The following is a 16,558-nucleotide window of genomic DNA, read 5'->3' on the forward strand; positions in this document are numbered from 1 at the left end:
CACCCGGATTATGCCGCCCAGCTGGTCCTCGGCACCCCTGCCGGCCAGCCCTTCGCCACCGCATTCGGCATAACCCGCCACTCGGCATAAGCCGACTTATGCCGACGTCGGCATAAGTCCGCGTATCTCACCAGCACGGGACTGCCCGGCATCACCCGGTCGGCGTTGACGCCGAACGTTCGATAGCGGACCCCGGCGGCCTTTTCCATACCATGCAAAGCGATATTCAGTAGGACGGGACTGATCACACCACCCTGGGGCGAGCCCTCCTCTGTTGGAGTGAACCAGCCTTTCTCGATTACGCCGGACTTCAACCATTTCGCGATGAGTTCCCTGGCTGGGAACGTGCCGAGCTGATCGAGGATATCGCGATGGTCGATGCGGTCGAACGCCGCCGCCAAATCTGCGTCGAGTATCCATCGCCGTTGCGGGTTTTTCCCGCTTACGGTGTTGAAGATGGCTTCGACCGCATCATGGCAGCCACGGCCCGGGCGAAAGCCATAAGACTTCGGCTCGAACCGCGCCTCCCACTCGGGCTCCAGCGCGTTGACTGTAATGGCTTGAAGCATCCGGTCAGCGATCACCGGAATTCCAAGTGGTCTCTGTTTTCCGCCTGGCTTTGGTATATACACACGGCGAACGGGTTTGGGTGTCCACGATCGCGACCGGAGTTGTGCCCAGTTGGCCCACCCGGGTTTGTCCTGAGACAACAGCACGGTCTTGCCATCGATACCCGCCGTTTTCCGTCCGGCGTTCAACTCCGTCACCCGCCGCACGCTCAGCAATGCGTTGGCGCGGGAGCGGAGCATGAGCTTCTGCAGGTTGCGGACCTTCTTCAGGTCCCCCGCCTGTGATGCCGCAAAGATTCTCTGTCGAAGCCGTCGTACGTCCTCCTCGACTTGCCGCCAATCCACGGCATCCCAGTCCAGAGGCTCGCCCTCGGGTCCGTTCACCACAGCGTCAGTCACGGCCGCAGCCGTCTGCGTCATGGCGTCCAACTTGTCCCTCGGTTCCGATGCCATCGATCATCAAGTCTTCGCAGGCTCACCCGACGCGCGTCAGCACCCTTTCGGGCCGGGCCATCAAGACCCGTATCCGAGCGGTTATACGACACCCTCGCAGGGAGGCTGCGGCACTCGATGTCGTTTTCCCGTTGCCTTTCGACATCCCGGCATTCGCTTCTCGCGTCATCCTGTTCCCGCTGAGGAGTTGAAGCTCTCCTTGCAGTCGGCCTACCAGACATGTGCTGTCTGGACCTCAACGGGGTTACCACGTTTCGCAGGAGTGAGACACGATCGGGGTGGGCTTCTCCTCTATCCCGGGGTGACGGTGTCCTCCCGGCCGACAGGGCATAATCGGCCGGCGCCTGCCGCTTCCCAGCGGCCAACCCTTCACCCTCGCCGCTACATTCCATCGCAGAGGGAGGTATTGACGAGACATCAACGGAGATTCACGCGATTAGCCCGTCCGATCTTTCCCTGACCCGTAACTCCCGGATGGAGCGGGAATCCTTTGGCTTTCCCCTGGGCTTCACACCCCGCCGTTACCAGCGACGCATGCCAAGGCGGGAACAAGTCTCACGGACACTGACCAGGGACTACACCTTCGATATCAACCGAACCTCCATTTGGTAAGTCCACTCACAACCTGCGACCTCGTGTCGCACCGTCCTCTGAACCCCGGGGACGGTGGTGCGCTCCCGACCGGCCAGATTCCTCTGGTCGGCACCTGCCGCCTTGCAGCGGCCGGTCCCTATCTCCCGCTCCTGCGATCCATCCGCGAAAGTGCTAATGACGACGCGTCATCGAGGCTTCACTTGCGTTCACCCGTCCGGTCTTCCCCAGCCTGTGACCCCGGGATGGAACGAGGGTCCTTGGGCATTTCCCCGGGCTTCGCACCTCGCGGTCACTCACAACGCACGCCAGGGCGGGGACGGTCCATTGCGCACTGGACCGGGCATTATGCCGTCGACATCACGCGACCTCCTTCGGCATATTCCACCCTTCGCATGCGACCTCGTGTCGCACGACCTGGTTGATCCACGAAGAGCCGATTGGAGTGAAGTGCATGTGGAAGCGGGGATGGCGAGCCACGCCTTGATCGCCGGTGTCTTATGGGTGCCGTAGTTGTTGCAGATCAGGTGGACGTCCAGTTTCGGTCGTAAACACCTCATCGAAGATGAGTGGTGAACTTGCGGTCCCGGTCTCTGATCAGGAATCGGCAGTTACCGATCCGGTCGCCCAGGTCGAGTATCGGGTTGCGGGCTTGCTGGGCGACCAGCTTGATTGCCTCAGCCGCCGCGCTGTCCCCAGCGACCGGTCGTAGCTGATCACGCTTCTCGCGTACCATGCCCGTCAGTGTGTGGGCATCGGCCTGGCAACTCCAGTTCGGCAAGTTCCTTCGTTTCTCGGCGGAGGTAGTTGATCTCGGACGCCTGGAACCAAAAGAAGCCCAGGACTTCCAGATAGTTGGCGGTTAAACGTCCACGATGGGAACCCCAGATCCACGCAATACCCGCCAGGGACTTGCGGCCAGATCCCGCTGAATGTCACGGTCGGACCCTTCAGCGTCGGGCACACTGTGAACACATGCGAGAAGCTCGTCCCCTCGCCTGGGCCTCGAGAAGAGGACTTTAAGGTGAGATGGGTAGGAGACTCCTACTGGGACACAGACGTTCGCGAAACCGCCAGCCTTTTATCAATAAGCGACCAGGCGCCGCCGGGGTCCGCCCATGGCTTTCCCAGCTATTATATTGTGCACGTCGCCGGATATAAATACTCGCAGTGCAATCCTCCGCCGCAGATCATCGACATGTGCAACTTCTAACACAGGCCATGACGCGCCACCGAATCATGTGGGCTCTTCGGAGTTGGTCGGGTAGCCCGGAGGAATCTCACCTCCGGGCTCCCACAGATCCGTGCGTAACAGTCTCCCGTTACACGGCTCTTGTCGTTCTGGTCATCTGACGGCCGGTTTTGCCCAGGCCCAGTGTGCGAAGTACCACGCCCTGCTCCTGCTCGCCGTCCAGACCGGCCTGCGGGTATCGGAGCTCACCACACTCACCTGCCAGGACGCGCACTTGGACACCGGCCCGCACGTTCGCTGCCACGGCAAGGGACGCAAAGACAGGGCGACCCCGCTGACCAGCCAGGTTGTCAGGGTGCTGAAAACCTGGGTGCCCGAGCTCGGCTCCGCCCCCGGCGGCCCGCTGTTCCCCACCAGGGCCGGAGGGCGGCTTTCCCGTGACGCCGTCAAGCGACTCGTCGCAAAACACGCGGCCACGGCAGAAGCCGCCTGCCCGTCGATCAAGGAGAAGAACGTCACCCCGCACACGCTCAGGCACACCGCCGCCATGTCACTCCTGCACGCCGGAGTCGATACCTCGGTCATCGCCCTCTGGCTCGGCCACGAGGGCGTCGAGACCACCCAGGTCTATCTCCATGCCGACATGAGTATCAAGGAACAGGCCCTCGCCCGCGTCCAGCAACCGAGCACCAGCCCCGGACGTTACCGCCCGCCCGACACCCTGCTCGGGTTCCTCGACACCCTCTAGCCACCGCCAGGAACAACCGGGTTATGCCGATCCAGGAACGGCGAACTTCCTGCTGACCAGGGAATTCGACAGCCAGGTCGGCATAATCCGGGCCTCGGCATAAGCAGACGACCACCTGCTGGGCTTCATCGGACCGAAGGCCGAAGTCGAGGACATCAAAGATCAGTTGGCGACATTTCTGCGTGACGAACTCAACCTGGAACTGTCACCGAGCAAGACCCTGATCACACACGCCCGGACCCGGGCAGCGCGATACCTCGGCTATGAGATCATCACCCAGGACAACAACACCCGTCTCACCAACGGCCGACGATCGGTCAACGGAATAATCGCACTGCGGGTGCCTCTCGATGTGATCAAGGCCAAATGCGGCCCCTACCTGCGCCACGGCAAACCCTGGCACATCAGCGCCATGCAAAATCTCGACGACTACGACATCGTCAAGAGCTACGGCGCGCAATACCGGGGCATCGTCCAGTACTACCTGCTCGCCATCGACGCCTGGCGGCTACACCGGCTCAACTGGGTCGCCCAGACGTCGATGCTGAAAACGCTGGCGGCAAAGCATCAATCCTCGGTGTCGAAGATGGCGGCGAAACACAGAGCCAAAATCCAGACACCGCACGGGATACGCACCTGCTTTGAAGCCCGCGTCGAACGCGATGGCAAGCAGCCTCTGGTCGCCCGGTTCGGCGGGATACCCCTCGCACGGAACAAGGACGCCAAGCTCGACGACCGCGTCCTGACCCCGCGTCCTCTTCCTCGCAAGGAGCTGGTCACCCGGCTCCTGAAACGGAGATGTGAGCTCTGCGGCGATCCCGCCAAGGTGCTCGTCCACCAAGTGCGCAACCTCGCTCAGCTCGAAGGACTCGGATCAGACCAGCCCGCGTGGGCGGCCCTCATGACCAGGATGCGGCGCAAAACCCTGGTGGTCTGCCACCCCTGTCACGAGGCCATCCACTACCGGCACCCCGCCGCGAACGTGGCGTAGATCGCTGGAGAGCCACGTACTGGGAAACCAGTCCGCGTGGTTCGGAGGGAGGCCGCGCCGGAAAAGGACCTGAATGCCAGGCACCTCGCCGCGCGGCCCACCCTGTTCAGGTCAGCCCGTTCTCAGTCGTATACCTTATACAAATAATAGTATGTTAGAACTTGAGTGGCCTGAAAGCATCGTGCGGATACATCAAGATACCATTCCACCGACTTCCTGGCGATCTCACAGGTCGCCTCCCCAAAATAGTTCCTACTACTCTCCCACCGCCACCCCATATCCAGAAGGGTGCCCGATACGGCTTGGCTGGAGGTGGATGATTGAGACCTGATCTCGGAGCCGGAAGAAGCCGATGCCGTGTCGCCGCCGCCCAGAACGGCAGCGGCAGCGAGTGCTAGCGCCACTGCTTGATTGGCGAATTTCAAGGGATCCTCACTTTCTAGAGCAGGAATACCACCACGAGCAGAGTAACCGTCACAGCTATCGTTTAACTGTCTTGCTGCTGTCTCCTTTCTGCGAAGCAGCCGTGGCCAGCGATCCCAAATGGTCGGGTAGCCCGGAGGAATCTCACCTCCGGGCTCCCACAGATCCGTGCGTAACAGTCTCCCGTTACACGGCTCTTGTCGTTCTGGTCATCTGACGGCCGGTTTTGCCCAGGCCCAGTGTGCGAAGTACCGAGGTTGCCGGGTCACCGCGTCACGCATTGCCCGGGTGGCCTTCCTCCAATTGCTCAACCTCTTGTACTTGTTCATGATCCATCGCAGCAGGTAGGTGTTGATGCGATGGAGCAGGGGATACAGCGCATGGCGGTAGAAGGCTCCGTAGTAGGCCATCCAGCCCCGCACCATCGGGTTGATCATCCGGGCGAGGCCCGCCGCAGTGCCGTTGACCCGGCGGTGTAACCGCCAGGACCGCACCGTCGCGCTCATCTTCTTCAGGGCGTCCTTGCTGACCGCCGGGAGAAAGGACGTGAAGTGCTTGCCGTTCTTCCCTACTGCCGCCCGGGGTTGGAAGGTGTATCCCAAGAAGGTGAACGACACCTGCTCGAACGAGCTGCGCCGTTTGCTGTCCTGGCAGTACACGATCTTCGTCTTGTCCGGGTGCAGCTCCAGTCCGACCTGGTTCATCCGTTCGTGCAGGGCTGCCAGGACTCGTCTGGCCTGCCTCTCGGTCGAGCAGTGGATCACTGCGTCGTCCGCGTAGCGCTCAAACGCGACGGTCGGGGCGAACTCCCGCTCCACCCACAGATCGAACGCATAATGCATGAACAGGTGCGCCAGGACGGATGAGACCGCTGATCCTTGTGCGGTTCCGCGGTCCCGCTCCTGCAAGGTCCCGTCGGGCAGCTGCATGGGAGCGGCCAGCCACCGCTTGACATACAGCAACACCCAGCGGGCGTCGGTGTGCGCCGCCACGGTCTTGAGCACCAGGTCCCACCGGACGCTGTCGAAGAACTTCCGGATGTCCAAATCGATCACCCAGTTGTACTCCCAGCAGCGTCTGCGGCAGGTAGCCACGGCGTCCAGAGCCGAACGGCGCGGCCGGTACCCGAACGAGTCGGGATGGAAGATCGGCTCCACCCGCCGTTCCAGGTGGGCGGCCACCACCGTCTGCGCCACCCGGTCGGCGACGGTGGGCACCCCGAGCACCCGCGTGCCTGCGGCACCGTGTGCTTTAGGGATCTCCACCGCCCTGACCGGCGGGGGGATGTAGCTCCCCGAGGACATCCGATTCCAGATCTTGTACAGGTTGTTCCGCAGATCGGCCTCAAACTCCTCGATGGACACCTTGTCCACCCCGGGCGCTCCCTGATTCCCTTTCACCTTGATCCAGGCGTCCCACACCTCCTGCTTGGAGATGTCGAACGGCTTGCCAGATGCTTTCAGCTCGTCCATCGGGCTCCTCCCAGTGCACTGGTTGACCAAACAAACGACAGCCTCGATCCTCTTCGTGCGGGTGTTGACGCCTTCGGTTCGACCGTTGTGGTGCGGGAGGGTGAGTGCGGCGTTCACCGCGTCGCGATCGAGTTCGATGCCGTTGGCGAAGCCGTGCAGGTGAGGCAGATCAGCGGCTCGGAGGGTGGTGATCCAGGCGGTGAGCTTGGCGTCGTTGCCGTCGGCCGGGGTGAGGAGCTCGGCGAAGCTGCGGACATGGCGGGCGAGTTCGGCCAGTTCGGGGCAGGCGGCTGTGAGCTCCTGCACCAGCTGGGTGTCGCTATCACGCAGCCGGTCGGGGTGGGTGAGCAGGAGACGGGCGAGGCGGCGTGGGGTGATGACGGGCCGCTCTCCTTCGGCTCGGCCTTGGGTGATGTAGCGGTAGAGCAGGTTGAGGCTGCCGGTGTAGCCGAGCTCTTTGATCTCTCGAAACAGCTGCTGGACGGCAACGGCCGGATCGGCGGCGCGCCGTTCTCGCAGGTGATCGCGGTAAGGATCGACGAGCGTGGGCCGATAGCGCGGAGCGCGGCGCAAAGCCTCGGGCTTGTGGGTGCGGGCGTAGCGCTTGACGGTGTTGAGGGACAGGTTCAACCGACGGGCGCACTCCAAGAGACCGACGCCCTTGTCCAGCAGGTCGTGGATCTGCTGCCAACGCTCACGGGTGGTCTGTTCATGGACGCCGGCGGGCCGCGACGGGTTAACCGTGGCCCAGCAGGCGCTGTGGGACCGAACCTCAGCAAGGGTCTTGTCGCAGAAATTCGCCCACAGGTGCCACCTGTCCCCGACCTGCACCGCATCCGGCAGAGCACGTCGAACCGCCTCACCGTAGGCGCCCGACCCGTCGCGGCAGACGATCTCGACCCCAGGGTGGGATCGCAGCCACGTCTCCAGCACATCGGCACCGCGGCCGGGCAGGACATCGATCCGCTCGCCCGTCTCGGCGTCGATCAGGATGATGGCATAACGGTGGCGGCGCTTGAGAGCAAAGTCATCGACACCCAGCACGCGCGGGATCCGTAGCGGGGGCAGCGGCAGCCGCACCAGCAGTCGCAGCGCTGTGGACCTGGAGATCGTGACGGCCAGGACCGCCGAAAGCCGAGCACCCGCCCGGCCGGCCAATTCCTTCACCACCGCGCCCAGCTGGCCGGTGAGCCTGCTGGTTCGACGCTGGTAGCGCTCGATCAGCCCGGGCACCTGCTCACGGAACGTCTGCCGAGGGCATCCCCACTCCGGACAGACCAGACGCCGTACCTGAACCGAAACCACCACCCGCCGCCCGTCGACCGGGACATCCGTGACCGTCCGGCTCACGTAGCCGTGCACCCGACCGGTCAGCGCCCCACACACTGGGCACGGCACCGGCTCGTCGCGAGTACGAGCCATGACCCGAATGAGGTCGTCCTCGTCCTCTACTCCCTCGATGACCAGGGCAGACAGCCCCGCAAACACCACACCCGCAAGATCGTCGATCTTCAGCACGGCCCAGCCTGGCAGGGATCACTCAGTGCCACCACCGATTACGGGCCAGAGCCGAAAACCCGTACAGTCCCGGGCACGGCCGGAAATTCCGGCCGGATACGATCTGCCCCCCTGGTCATGACGTCACTTTGAAGACATGGCCTAGCCCTGGGGCTCTTCCGCCGGGCAGCGGGTGCCCTGTGCGGGCACGGTCAGCGAGATCAGGTAGCTGTCCATGGCAGCCGTGGTGCACTGGGTCATGCCGTAGATGCCGTGCCCCCAGCCCTCGTACGTGAGCAGCGTGGCCTTGGAGCCGAGCTGGCGGGCCACGTTGGCCGACCACTCGTACGGCGTGTCGGGGTCGTGCATGGAGGTGCCCACCAGCAGCGGAGCGCTACCCGTGTACCGCAGCCGGTGCTGCGGGTTGTTCACCGGGTGGCCCTGGCAGATCGGCATGTCGCCCATCGGCATCGGGTTGTACCGCATGTCCGGGGCCACCGCGTTGGAGCTGCGCATCACGTCGGCGTACTCGTTGTAGTTCCGGAGCGACAGATTGAAGTCCTCGCAGAGGATCGCGGTGGGGAGTTCGGCGGACTCACCGTTCACGGGCCCGTTGCCGGGAGGGCCCGGCATGTCATCCGGGACCGGCCCGCCGTCCAGGGCGAGGAGCACCTTGGCCTCCTGCCGCCAGGCGGGCGCCTCGTTGAGCACCACGCCCAGCCAGAGGAGGTTGTGGGCGCTCACCGGGCGGTCGGTGACGCCCGGCCAGTACAGCTGGCCGCGGTCCGCCTTCTCGAGCAGTCCCTTCCACAGTGCCCGGACGTCGCGCCCGTGCAGGACGCAGTCGGTGTCCCGGTCGCACCAGGCGACGAACTCGTCGAAGCTGTCCTGGACGGTGGCCGCCTCGGTCACCTGGAACGCCTTGACGTTCAGGCTGTGGTCCATGTTGCTGTCCAGCACCATGGCCCTGACCCGGTTCGGGAAAAGCTCGGCGTACATCTGCTGGGCCAGCGTGCCGTAGGAGATGCCGTACGAGGTCAGCTTGTGCTCGCCGAGCGCGGCGCGAATGGCGTCCATGTCACGCGCCACGTTGGCCGAGTCGATGTGGTCGTACAGGGGGCCGGTGAGCTTGCGGCAGTCCGCGTGCAGCTTCTTGTCGAAGGCGACCCATTTGTCGTAGTCGGCCTGGCTGGTCATGACCGGGGACGGCATCTCGTTGTACACCGAAGCCGAGCAGGTCACCGAGCCACTGCGGGCGACGCCCCGGGGGTCGTAGCTGACGATGTCGAATCGCCGCTGGACGTCCTCACTGAAGCCGGAGGAGCGAAGCATGTCGTTCACGCCGGAGTTGCCGGGTCCACCCGGGTTAATCAGCAGGGATCCGATCCGCGCGGAGGGGTCGATGGCCTTGCGCCGGGCGAGGGCCAGGTCGACGGCGGGTCCGTTCGGCTTGGACCAGTCGATCGGTACGGCCAGCGTGCCGCACTCGACGGTGGGCTCCTCCTCGCACGGCCCCCAGGTGATGCCGCGCTTGCCGACGGCATCCGTGACGTCCGCTCCGGTTACCGTCGCGTTGGCCACTCCCGCCATCGGGGCGGTTAACAGCGTCGTCATGGCCACAAGGGCAGTGGCGAACAGGGAAGTTCTTCTTGGCACATTGCTCCTATCGTTGATCGGCTGGCCGGGCTGCTCACACGGCAGACGACTGGTCCTCATCTCGCTGCACTAACCGGCCGCGGGAGTAGGATTTAAAGCCCCGCCGAAGGGTCGTCGATCCTCCTCGAGCCGAAGAGCACCCTCCTACGCCTCAGCGGCCCGTGGCCGGGCCGTTGACGCGCCTCTCCTTGATCATGACTCCCGAATCTAACAGGCGGCGGCTCCGCCGTTGACGCCGAGGCAGGAAAGGACACCGATGCCCGGTGAACGCCCTCGTCATCTGGAAGTTGTCAATCGAACTACCGCTCCGGAGGTGTTGGTTCCCACAGAGCAGGGCAAGGTGTCTTCCTGCTCGCGCCGAGGGATACGCTTCCGCCGTTCATCTGTCACGCAGAGTATTATCTCAATTACTGATGTGGGCGCATCGGGAATGAGAAGATCAGTCCAGTAATCTAATTTCCCCTTAGGATGCTACAGGCGCGTGCGAAAGGCGACGGCTCCTAGAATACCCGGCGCTGCCGCATCGGTAGTGAGATCCAGATCGTGGTCAGGACGCCACGATTCCACGCGAACCAAGCCGGGCTCCACCAACTCAAGCCCTCGGAAATAGTCCATGATTGCAGCCCAATCACGCATCGTAACTCCAGCATGCGCCCGAGCGTAAATCGATCTTCCAATCTCCATCGCCTCGTCATCAAGCATGCCCCGGAAACCGTGAGAAAGGACGAACGCCCCACCGGCTGGCAGACTCTCCCGCAGTATAGAGACAATATCTCCCGCCGCCTCGTCATCCTCGACAAAGTGCACGATGGAACACAGGATGATCGCGAAGGGCCGGTCGAAGTCAAGGTGGGCCCGGACCTCTGCCCTGCCAAGGAGGTCCCGCGGTGAGCGTAGATCACCCTCGGCCACGATTGTCTGGTCGTGGTTGGCCAGCAGAGCACGTGCATGGGTTAGGACAATGGGGTCGTTGTCGACATAGACCGTCCGCACATCTGGGGCGACTCCTAAAGCAACCTCATGAACGTTTTGTTGAGTAGGAAGCCCGGTCCCGATATCAAGGAACTGTCGGATACCGGCCTCGGTGAGGAAGCGTACCGCCCGACCTAGGAATTCGCGATTCTCCCTTGCTATCTGCCGAACGTTCGGCAACACACGAAGGATCTGCTCTGCAGCCTCCCGGTCGACTGCGAAGTTATCCTTACCCCCGAGACAGTAGTCATAGATCCGTGCCATGCTTGGCACTGTCGTATCAATGACTGGAATTGGCTCATTCACCTGTCAAGCTCCTCCTTGCACACATATTGGCGCGTCTTTATCGTGATAACTCGATCGCTGCGCCAGCAAATTTTGCCAGTGTCTTGAACCTAGAAACCGCGTAACGTATCTAGACTGCGACGGCGAAGCAGCCGGACCACACCTACCTCCAGCCTCAACGTTCTGCACAGAATACGCACCGCCGATCTTGAAGCTGCTTCGCCGAATCTCGCGCGGACTTCGGCCACGTCGATGACGTCGGGGTCTCCCGCTGCAGCGCGGCCACGATCCAAGGCAGGACATTCCGGCCGATGTGGGTGAGCAGGGGCCAGGAGGGTGAACAGCAGCGCGCCGAAGAAGCCGCCGCCCAGGAACCACGGGTTGATGATTGCCCGGTCGATCGCCTGGAACGCCCCGACGAAGGTGCGGTCGTCGGTCTTCCCGAGGCCCGGCATGATCGTATGGGCGTACAGGACGAACACCCCCGCGACCAGGCCCGTTGAGATCGTGGCGGTCATCAGCAGGGTAGTCCGCAAGCCGTCCACGGGCCCTCCTTCAGGATGCGTGTGCCATATGGTCCCATCGCCGCCTTTCGCGAACCTGTCGTGCACTTGTCGGCCTCACGGACGGGGAGGCTGGCGACAGTAGGCGTCGGCGACCTGGATGAGCCATGTGATCTCGTCGTCGAGTTAGCGGTCCTGCTGGGCGGGCGGCTGCGTGGTGACATCGCGTGCCGCCGCCGGTTTCACCTTTCCATGGAGGCTTGGGCCAGCGGCTCGGCTGCGGCCGCGGCCGGCCGAGGGTCGGGCTGGACCTGACGCGGCAGGCCGGCGATGCCCAGGGCGAGCATTCCGTCGCTGATTTCGATCATCCGGCGATACAGCAGGTAGTCGATGTCGAGGATGGCCGGCAGTTCGCGTCCGAGTGGAGGGTGTAGGGCTATCTCCGGCATGGCGGCGTAGAGGTCCGTCCACAGGGGACGCAGACGCCGATAGGCGCGCAGGCGGCCGAGCCGGTGCCGGTCGCGTCGATCGCCGTGCCTGCCTTGGGCAGGGCCAGGCCGATCGCACCGAGGATCACCGATGCCAGCGGCGTGGAGACGGCGTTCTCCCCGCTCAGCGGGGTCAGACCGGAGAGCCGGAACACGATTTAGGCGGCTTTGAAGAGGCAATAGGCGAACCCGAAGACCGCGGCGGCGGAGACCAGCCGGACGCTCAGGCGCAGGCGGACATTCCCGCCGTGCCGCCGCCCGTGCCGCCAGGTCGACATCGCGATGTCGGCGCACGCGAGCGCGATCATGGCGATGAACAACAGCATGTACTGCGGAACGAACGCGGCCGTCGAATACCGGTCCGCGAACCGAATCGGCTCGGACACGTCGACGGGCGCCAGGAAGAACAGCGCCGTCATCGCGGCCGCGACGGCTCCGGCCAGGGCGGATGCGCAGCAGGGCGCGCGCCGGCAGGGGCTTGTCGTGGTCGAGGTGGACGAGCATGACGCCGGTGGCGCTGCACGCGGTGATCGTGGCGAGGTGCTGGATCAGCTTTGCCAGGTTCGGGATGTAGGTCACCGGTCGCTGACCCGGCGCAGGGCCTTGAACGTGACGGTGAGCAGGGCGTTGGCGCGTTCACCGACTCCGCGCAGGCCTCGGAGGAGCTTGTTGTAGGCGTGCTGATCGTCGCTCAGCTTGTGCTGGCCGGCCTTCTTCTTGATCGGGACATGGATGATGTCGGCGGCGCCTTCGTAGCCCAGGTCGGCCGGCCCGTGGTGGTTGAACCGGCCGATCCACCGCCGCACCGTGCCGGCATCGCACTCCAGCAGGTCAGCGATCTGGGCCGGGGACAGTCCGCGCACCGACAGCAAGACCATCATCGCCCGCCTGGCCTGCCGCCACCGGCCGCGCAGCTGCGCGCGTAACTGCTCGATCGAGTCCTCAGGACCGTTGGCGAACACGCTGACCGGGCGCATACTGACCACGACCTCGCCGGGTGGGCGTTGTAGGCAACTTCGATCCAACCCCCGGCGAGGTCCCTGTCAATGCCTATCCGCGTCTGCGATCTCACGCCTCGTTACGCGCAGGACTTCTGGAATGCCGCTTAGTTGGTAAGTATCGAAGGCTGGCAGGCGCCGATCGAGTCGGCCTCCGACTGCCCCAACGGGCCCCTCGTCAACAGCCCGTCGGCGTAGGCCACCGGCAGGACGGCGACGGCCACGCCCTTGAGGAGGGGGTGACGGCGCGCTGCGGCCGCCGGGCTTCATCTCCTCGAGACGGTCGTCCTCGCTTTCGGGGGTGATGCAGGCCAAGCTTGTATTCATGGCCTTGTATGGGCGATGCAGAGATACCCGGACAAAGATCGACAGCCGGCCTGACCAAGCCACGTGGTCTCACGTACATGTGGAGCTGACCCGCGACGCGCTCCAGACCACCCGCCCCGCGAACGCCACGACGATCAGGCCGACCGTGCCGAACACCAGGTCGCTGACGAGTTCGAGCGTGGGCGTTGTCCCCAGCTCCGGCCGTACCGGGAACGCGGCCCAGATGTAAGTCAGCGTCGCCCCCGCCGCCAGCGCGTACCGGTGCCGCGCGTCCCACCCCTCCTGCCGCGACCACCGGAGCAGGAGCAGCATCCCACCCACCGCGATGACACACCACACCGCCACCCCGACCCACTCATACCACTCGGCCGTAACAAGCACCGACGGCCCCCAATAGAGGCTGGTCCCGATGAGCGCCGCCGCCCCTGTGGCCAGCGGTGAGGGCGCCCGCCCCGCCACCGGCGGCCGCCGCCGCGATCGCACGGCGAAGGCCAGCGTCACCAGCCCGACGATCACCACCCCCACCCCGAGGAACTGGCCGGGCGAGGCCATGAACCGCTCCTCACTGTAGTTTCCCCAGAACACCAGCGCCGCCCCCAGCACGTAGCCCACGGTGGTCACCGCCAGACCGGTACGGCCCAGCCACGGTTCGGTCCTGCGCCGGAGCACGAAAGACTCCATCAGGGCTATGGGCACACAGATGCTCCACACCCCGTGCAGCGCCACCACGCTCAGCGTGAGCTCCACGCTCATCCCCAGCGCCGGAAGGTAGGTCGGACCATGTAGATAATCGTGACCCGCGTAGGAGGCGTTCCACAGCAACTGGTCCACCGGTCCCTCCTCGATCAGCGCGTAAGCCGCCGCCAGCAGGGCCATCGTGGGCCACCCGCCCCCGGCTCGGCGTGTCGTCTCCCGGATCAGCAGCGCTCCGAAGCCGTACAGGGGCGCCAAGAACAGCCCGAGCCACAGCCCGTCGAGGGCGATGTTGCCCAGCAGGTACTCGCCGACGAACGGCGCTAGCAGGAACAGTCCCAGAGCGGGAGCGACACGACGCATAGACGAACGCTACGTGGGGCCGCGCGCCGCCCACATCGGGCAAAGGTAGCGGTGCCGGGCGGACGGGACAGAATTACAAGGCGCCGGCGGGCCAGCCATCGAGGCTCAACCGCCAGCCACCGCCGGCCAGGCGATATCGTCGACCACAAGCCACGGTTCGCCAGCCACGGTCGCCGGGGTCATCCCGGTGAACGCCACGACGTCCCGGTGCAGGTGGGACTGGTCGGCGTAGCCGACCTCCGCCGCGACCCTAGCTGCGCCTTCGCCCGCGGCCAGCCGGTGTGCGGCGTGGTCGAAGCGGACCAGCTTCGCCGCCAGCTTAGGCGGCAGGCCGATCTGCGAACGGAACCGTGACCACAGGCGCTTGCGGCTCCATCCGACCTCGGCCGCCAGTTCGTCGACCCGGACCAGGCCGCGGCCGGCGACGATCCGCCGCCAGCTCCAGGCTACCTCCGGGTCCACGGACGCCTTTGTCTCATGCCGCCGGGCGAGCAGCAAGTCCGTCAACGCGAAGCGTTCCTGCCAGGAGGAGGTCTCGGCCATTCGCTCGCGGATCCGTTCCGCCTCTCGGCCCCACAGGTCGCCGAGGGGCACCACGGTGCCGACCAGGTCGACCGGGGCGACGCCCAGGATCGCGCGGGCGATCAGCGGGGACAGGCGCACCTGCACGGCCTCGAAGTTCTCGCCCCGCACCCAGAGCTCGCCGAGCCCGAACCCGAGCCCGGCGACCAGGCTTCCCCTCCGCTGTCCTCCGGCGGCGTCGTCCACGATGAGCGGCCCGGCGCCGAACTCCAGCGCCAGCGTCACGCCCGGATGCGGGACCGCGCGTTGGCCGCTGGCTGCCCCCGTGCCACGGTCACGGAACCCCGCCATGCCGACACCGGCGATCCGGCTAGGCCGCGCCGGCCGCGCGACGTCCCACACAGCCGCATCGGCGCGCATGCTCACATGCTAGGCGATCCGGCAGCCGGGAACATTCGTTCAAGCCACCGGCGCGCACGAACGGCGACTGTGGGCCCATGACTTCTTCCTCAGCGCACAAGCAGGTGGATGAGACCAGTCCGGACGTGAGCCGCGCGGGACGCCGCCGCCGGCGCCGCCTCATCGCCTCGGCCGTCCTCCTCACCGTCGTTGGGCTGCTCGTGACGAACGCGGTCGTGGTGTCACGCCAGGACGCCGAGGCCACGGGAAACCAGATCCTGCCTCTTGACGGCGGGAGCATCCACGTCAGCCAGGACGGCCCCCGCGACGCGCCGGCACTCGTGCTGATCCACGGGCTCGCCGGGTCGAGCCGCTGGTGGGACGCGCTGGTGCCGGCGCTAGCGAAGACCTACCGGGTCATCCAGGTCGACCTGCTCGGGCACGGCCGATCCGCGAAGCCGGCCGGCGGGGGCTATACGATCCCGGAACAGGGACGCCGGGTCGGCCAGGCGCTGGACCGGCTCGGCGTGCGGCAGGCCGTCGTGGTGGGCCATTCCACCGGCGGCTCGGTCGCCACCGCCCTCGCCGAGCAACGGGGCGACCTGGTGACCGCGCTCGCACTCGTCAACTCCGGGCCCCGTACGGACGCGTTCATCTCGGACGGGTTCGTCGGCCAGCTCTTGTTCCTTCCCGGCATCGGGCAGCTGCTGTGGCGGTTCCGGACCGATAAGATCCTTCGGCAGGGTCTGGACACGGCCGTCAGCCGCCACGGCTACACGATCCCGCAGCAGCTCGTCGACGACGTACGCGCCACGACCTACCACTCGCTCACCGCGACCTCCCAGGCTGCCGACGACTACCTGCGACAGGGCGCGCTCCCCGAGCGGCTGGCGGCCCTCGGCAGGCCGCTGTTGGTGATCTTCGGCGCGGAGGACCGGAGATGGCGATCCTCCGCGGCCGCCGACTACCGCGCCGTTCCGGGAGCGCGGGTCGAGCTGCTGTCCGGGGTCGGGCACTCACCCATGCTCGAGGATCCGCCGCGGACCGCCACGTCCCTCCTAGCCTTCACCGCGATCCACGTACGGAGTGAGCCCTAGGTATGGACCTCGCCGGGCGGCTCCGCCACCAGGGCGCAAGCTGGACGACCCGAGCGCCACCTCGACGACGAAGAACAACCACAACACCCGCGTGACGCCCTGGCCCAGCGCGTACGCCTGCCACATCGCGAACAGCGTGCGCGCGGCGCCGTCCAACGGTTCCGTGCACCGGCAGGTCGTACTACGCGGAGGTAGGTGGGACGGGGCCTGTCCAGAAAACCGTACAGTCCCTAACCCGACCCTCGGCATAACGCTCCGCCCTGGTCCAGGACCGAACCCGGGAGAAACAGCGGCTGGAAAAGATCCTCGAAGACGCTCA

The 16,558-nt window shown here is 65.3% G+C and carries 14 protein-coding genes and 3 pseudogenes; 3 read left to right on the plus strand and 14 right to left on the minus strand.

Features of this window, described 5'->3' with window-relative positions; genetic code table 11:
• Positions 1–8 precede the first annotated feature (8 nt).
• The 3 genes and pseudogenes from OHA25_RS07550 to OHA25_RS07560 form a co-directional block, all read right to left on the minus strand.
• Positions 9–989, minus strand: a complete 981-nt coding sequence (locus OHA25_RS07550) for a reverse transcriptase N-terminal domain-containing protein (protein ID WP_327586864.1) — start codon at positions 987–989, stop codon at positions 9–11.
• 1,032 nt (positions 990–2,021) lie between these two features.
• Positions 2,022–2,152 (minus strand): annotated as a pseudogene (locus OHA25_RS07555) (IS630 family transposase); the annotation flags it as partial.
• Between the two features lie 17 nt (positions 2,153–2,169).
• Complete coding sequence (locus OHA25_RS07560) at positions 2,170–2,349, minus strand: hypothetical protein (protein ID WP_327586865.1); 180 nt, start codon at positions 2,347–2,349, stop codon at positions 2,170–2,172.
• A 568-nt stretch (positions 2,350–2,917) separates the two neighbouring features.
• Here OHA25_RS07560 and OHA25_RS07565 point away from each other — a divergent pair.
• Positions 2,918–3,553: a tyrosine-type recombinase/integrase gene (locus tag OHA25_RS07565; RefSeq protein WP_327586866.1), complete on the plus strand. Its 636-nt coding sequence runs from the start codon at positions 2,918–2,920 to the stop codon at positions 3,551–3,553.
• Between the two features lie 352 nt (positions 3,554–3,905).
• Positions 3,906–4,544, plus strand: a complete 639-nt coding sequence (locus OHA25_RS07570; RefSeq protein ID WP_327586867.1) for a group II intron reverse transcriptase/maturase — start codon at positions 3,906–3,908, stop codon at positions 4,542–4,544.
• A gap of 632 nt (positions 4,545–5,176) precedes the next feature.
• On the opposite strand, the gene ltrA is transcribed toward OHA25_RS07570, so the two are convergent.
• From ltrA to OHA25_RS07625, 11 genes and pseudogenes are all read right to left on the minus strand, one after another.
• Positions 5,177–6,439, minus strand: coding sequence for a group II intron reverse transcriptase/maturase (gene ltrA, locus OHA25_RS07575; protein ID WP_327590943.1), 1,263 nt, complete (start codon positions 6,437–6,439; stop codon positions 5,177–5,179).
• Positions 6,425–7,957 (minus strand): annotated as a pseudogene (locus OHA25_RS07580) (ISL3 family transposase); the annotation flags it as partial. The pseudogene OHA25_RS07580 and the gene ltrA, both read right to left, overlap by 15 nt.
• A 141-nt stretch (positions 7,958–8,098) precedes the next feature.
• Entirely contained in the window at positions 8,099–9,550 is a 1,452-nt protein-coding gene (locus tag OHA25_RS07585; RefSeq protein ID WP_327586868.1) for an alpha/beta fold hydrolase, read from the minus strand.
• Between the two features lie 513 nt (positions 9,551–10,063).
• Positions 10,064–10,870 carry an SAM-dependent methyltransferase gene (locus OHA25_RS07590; RefSeq protein WP_327586869.1) on the minus strand — a complete coding sequence of 269 codons (807 nt, stop codon included), beginning with the start codon at positions 10,868–10,870 and terminating at the stop codon, positions 10,064–10,066.
• Positions 10,871–10,959: 89 nt separating this feature from the next.
• Positions 10,960–11,394 carry a hypothetical protein gene (locus OHA25_RS07595; protein ID WP_327586870.1) on the minus strand — a complete coding sequence of 145 codons (435 nt, stop codon included), beginning with the start codon at positions 11,392–11,394 and terminating at the stop codon, positions 10,960–10,962.
• 200 nt (positions 11,395–11,594) lie between these two features.
• Complete coding sequence (locus OHA25_RS07600) at positions 11,595–12,020, minus strand: DUF6545 domain-containing protein (protein ID WP_327586871.1); 426 nt, start codon at positions 12,018–12,020, stop codon at positions 11,595–11,597.
• Positions 11,999–12,259 carry a hypothetical protein gene (locus OHA25_RS07605; RefSeq protein ID WP_327586872.1) on the minus strand — a complete coding sequence of 87 codons (261 nt, stop codon included), beginning with the start codon at positions 12,257–12,259 and terminating at the stop codon, positions 11,999–12,001. The genes OHA25_RS07600 and OHA25_RS07605 overlap by 22 nt, the downstream gene beginning before the upstream one ends.
• Positions 12,260–12,415: 156 nt before the next feature.
• Positions 12,416–12,601, minus strand: a complete 186-nt coding sequence (locus OHA25_RS07610; RefSeq protein ID WP_442942170.1) for a transposase family protein — start codon at positions 12,599–12,601, stop codon at positions 12,416–12,418.
• Positions 12,599–12,817: pseudogene (locus tag OHA25_RS07615) on the minus strand (helix-turn-helix domain-containing protein); the annotation flags it as partial. The gene OHA25_RS07610 and the pseudogene OHA25_RS07615, both read right to left, overlap by 3 nt.
• 417 nt (positions 12,818–13,234) lie before the next feature.
• The gene (locus OHA25_RS07620; protein WP_327586873.1) at positions 13,235–14,221 is read right to left on the minus strand and encodes a hypothetical protein; all 987 of its coding nucleotides are present in this window, start codon (positions 14,219–14,221) and stop codon (positions 13,235–13,237) included.
• Between the two features lie 105 nt (positions 14,222–14,326).
• A complete protein-coding gene (locus OHA25_RS07625) occupies positions 14,327–15,163 on the minus strand; it encodes a helix-turn-helix domain-containing protein (RefSeq protein WP_327586874.1) in 837 nt (278 codons plus the stop codon).
• A gap of 77 nt (positions 15,164–15,240) precedes the next feature.
• On the opposite strand from OHA25_RS07625, the gene OHA25_RS07630 reads away from it, so the two are divergent.
• Complete coding sequence (locus OHA25_RS07630) at positions 15,241–16,239, plus strand: alpha/beta fold hydrolase (protein WP_327586875.1); 999 nt, start codon at positions 15,241–15,243, stop codon at positions 16,237–16,239.
• Positions 16,240–16,558 lie beyond the last annotated feature (319 nt).

The sequence above is a fragment of the Nonomuraea sp. NBC_00507 genome, assembly GCF_036013525.1.
Lineage (GTDB): Bacteria > Actinomycetota > Actinomycetes > Streptosporangiales > Streptosporangiaceae > Nonomuraea.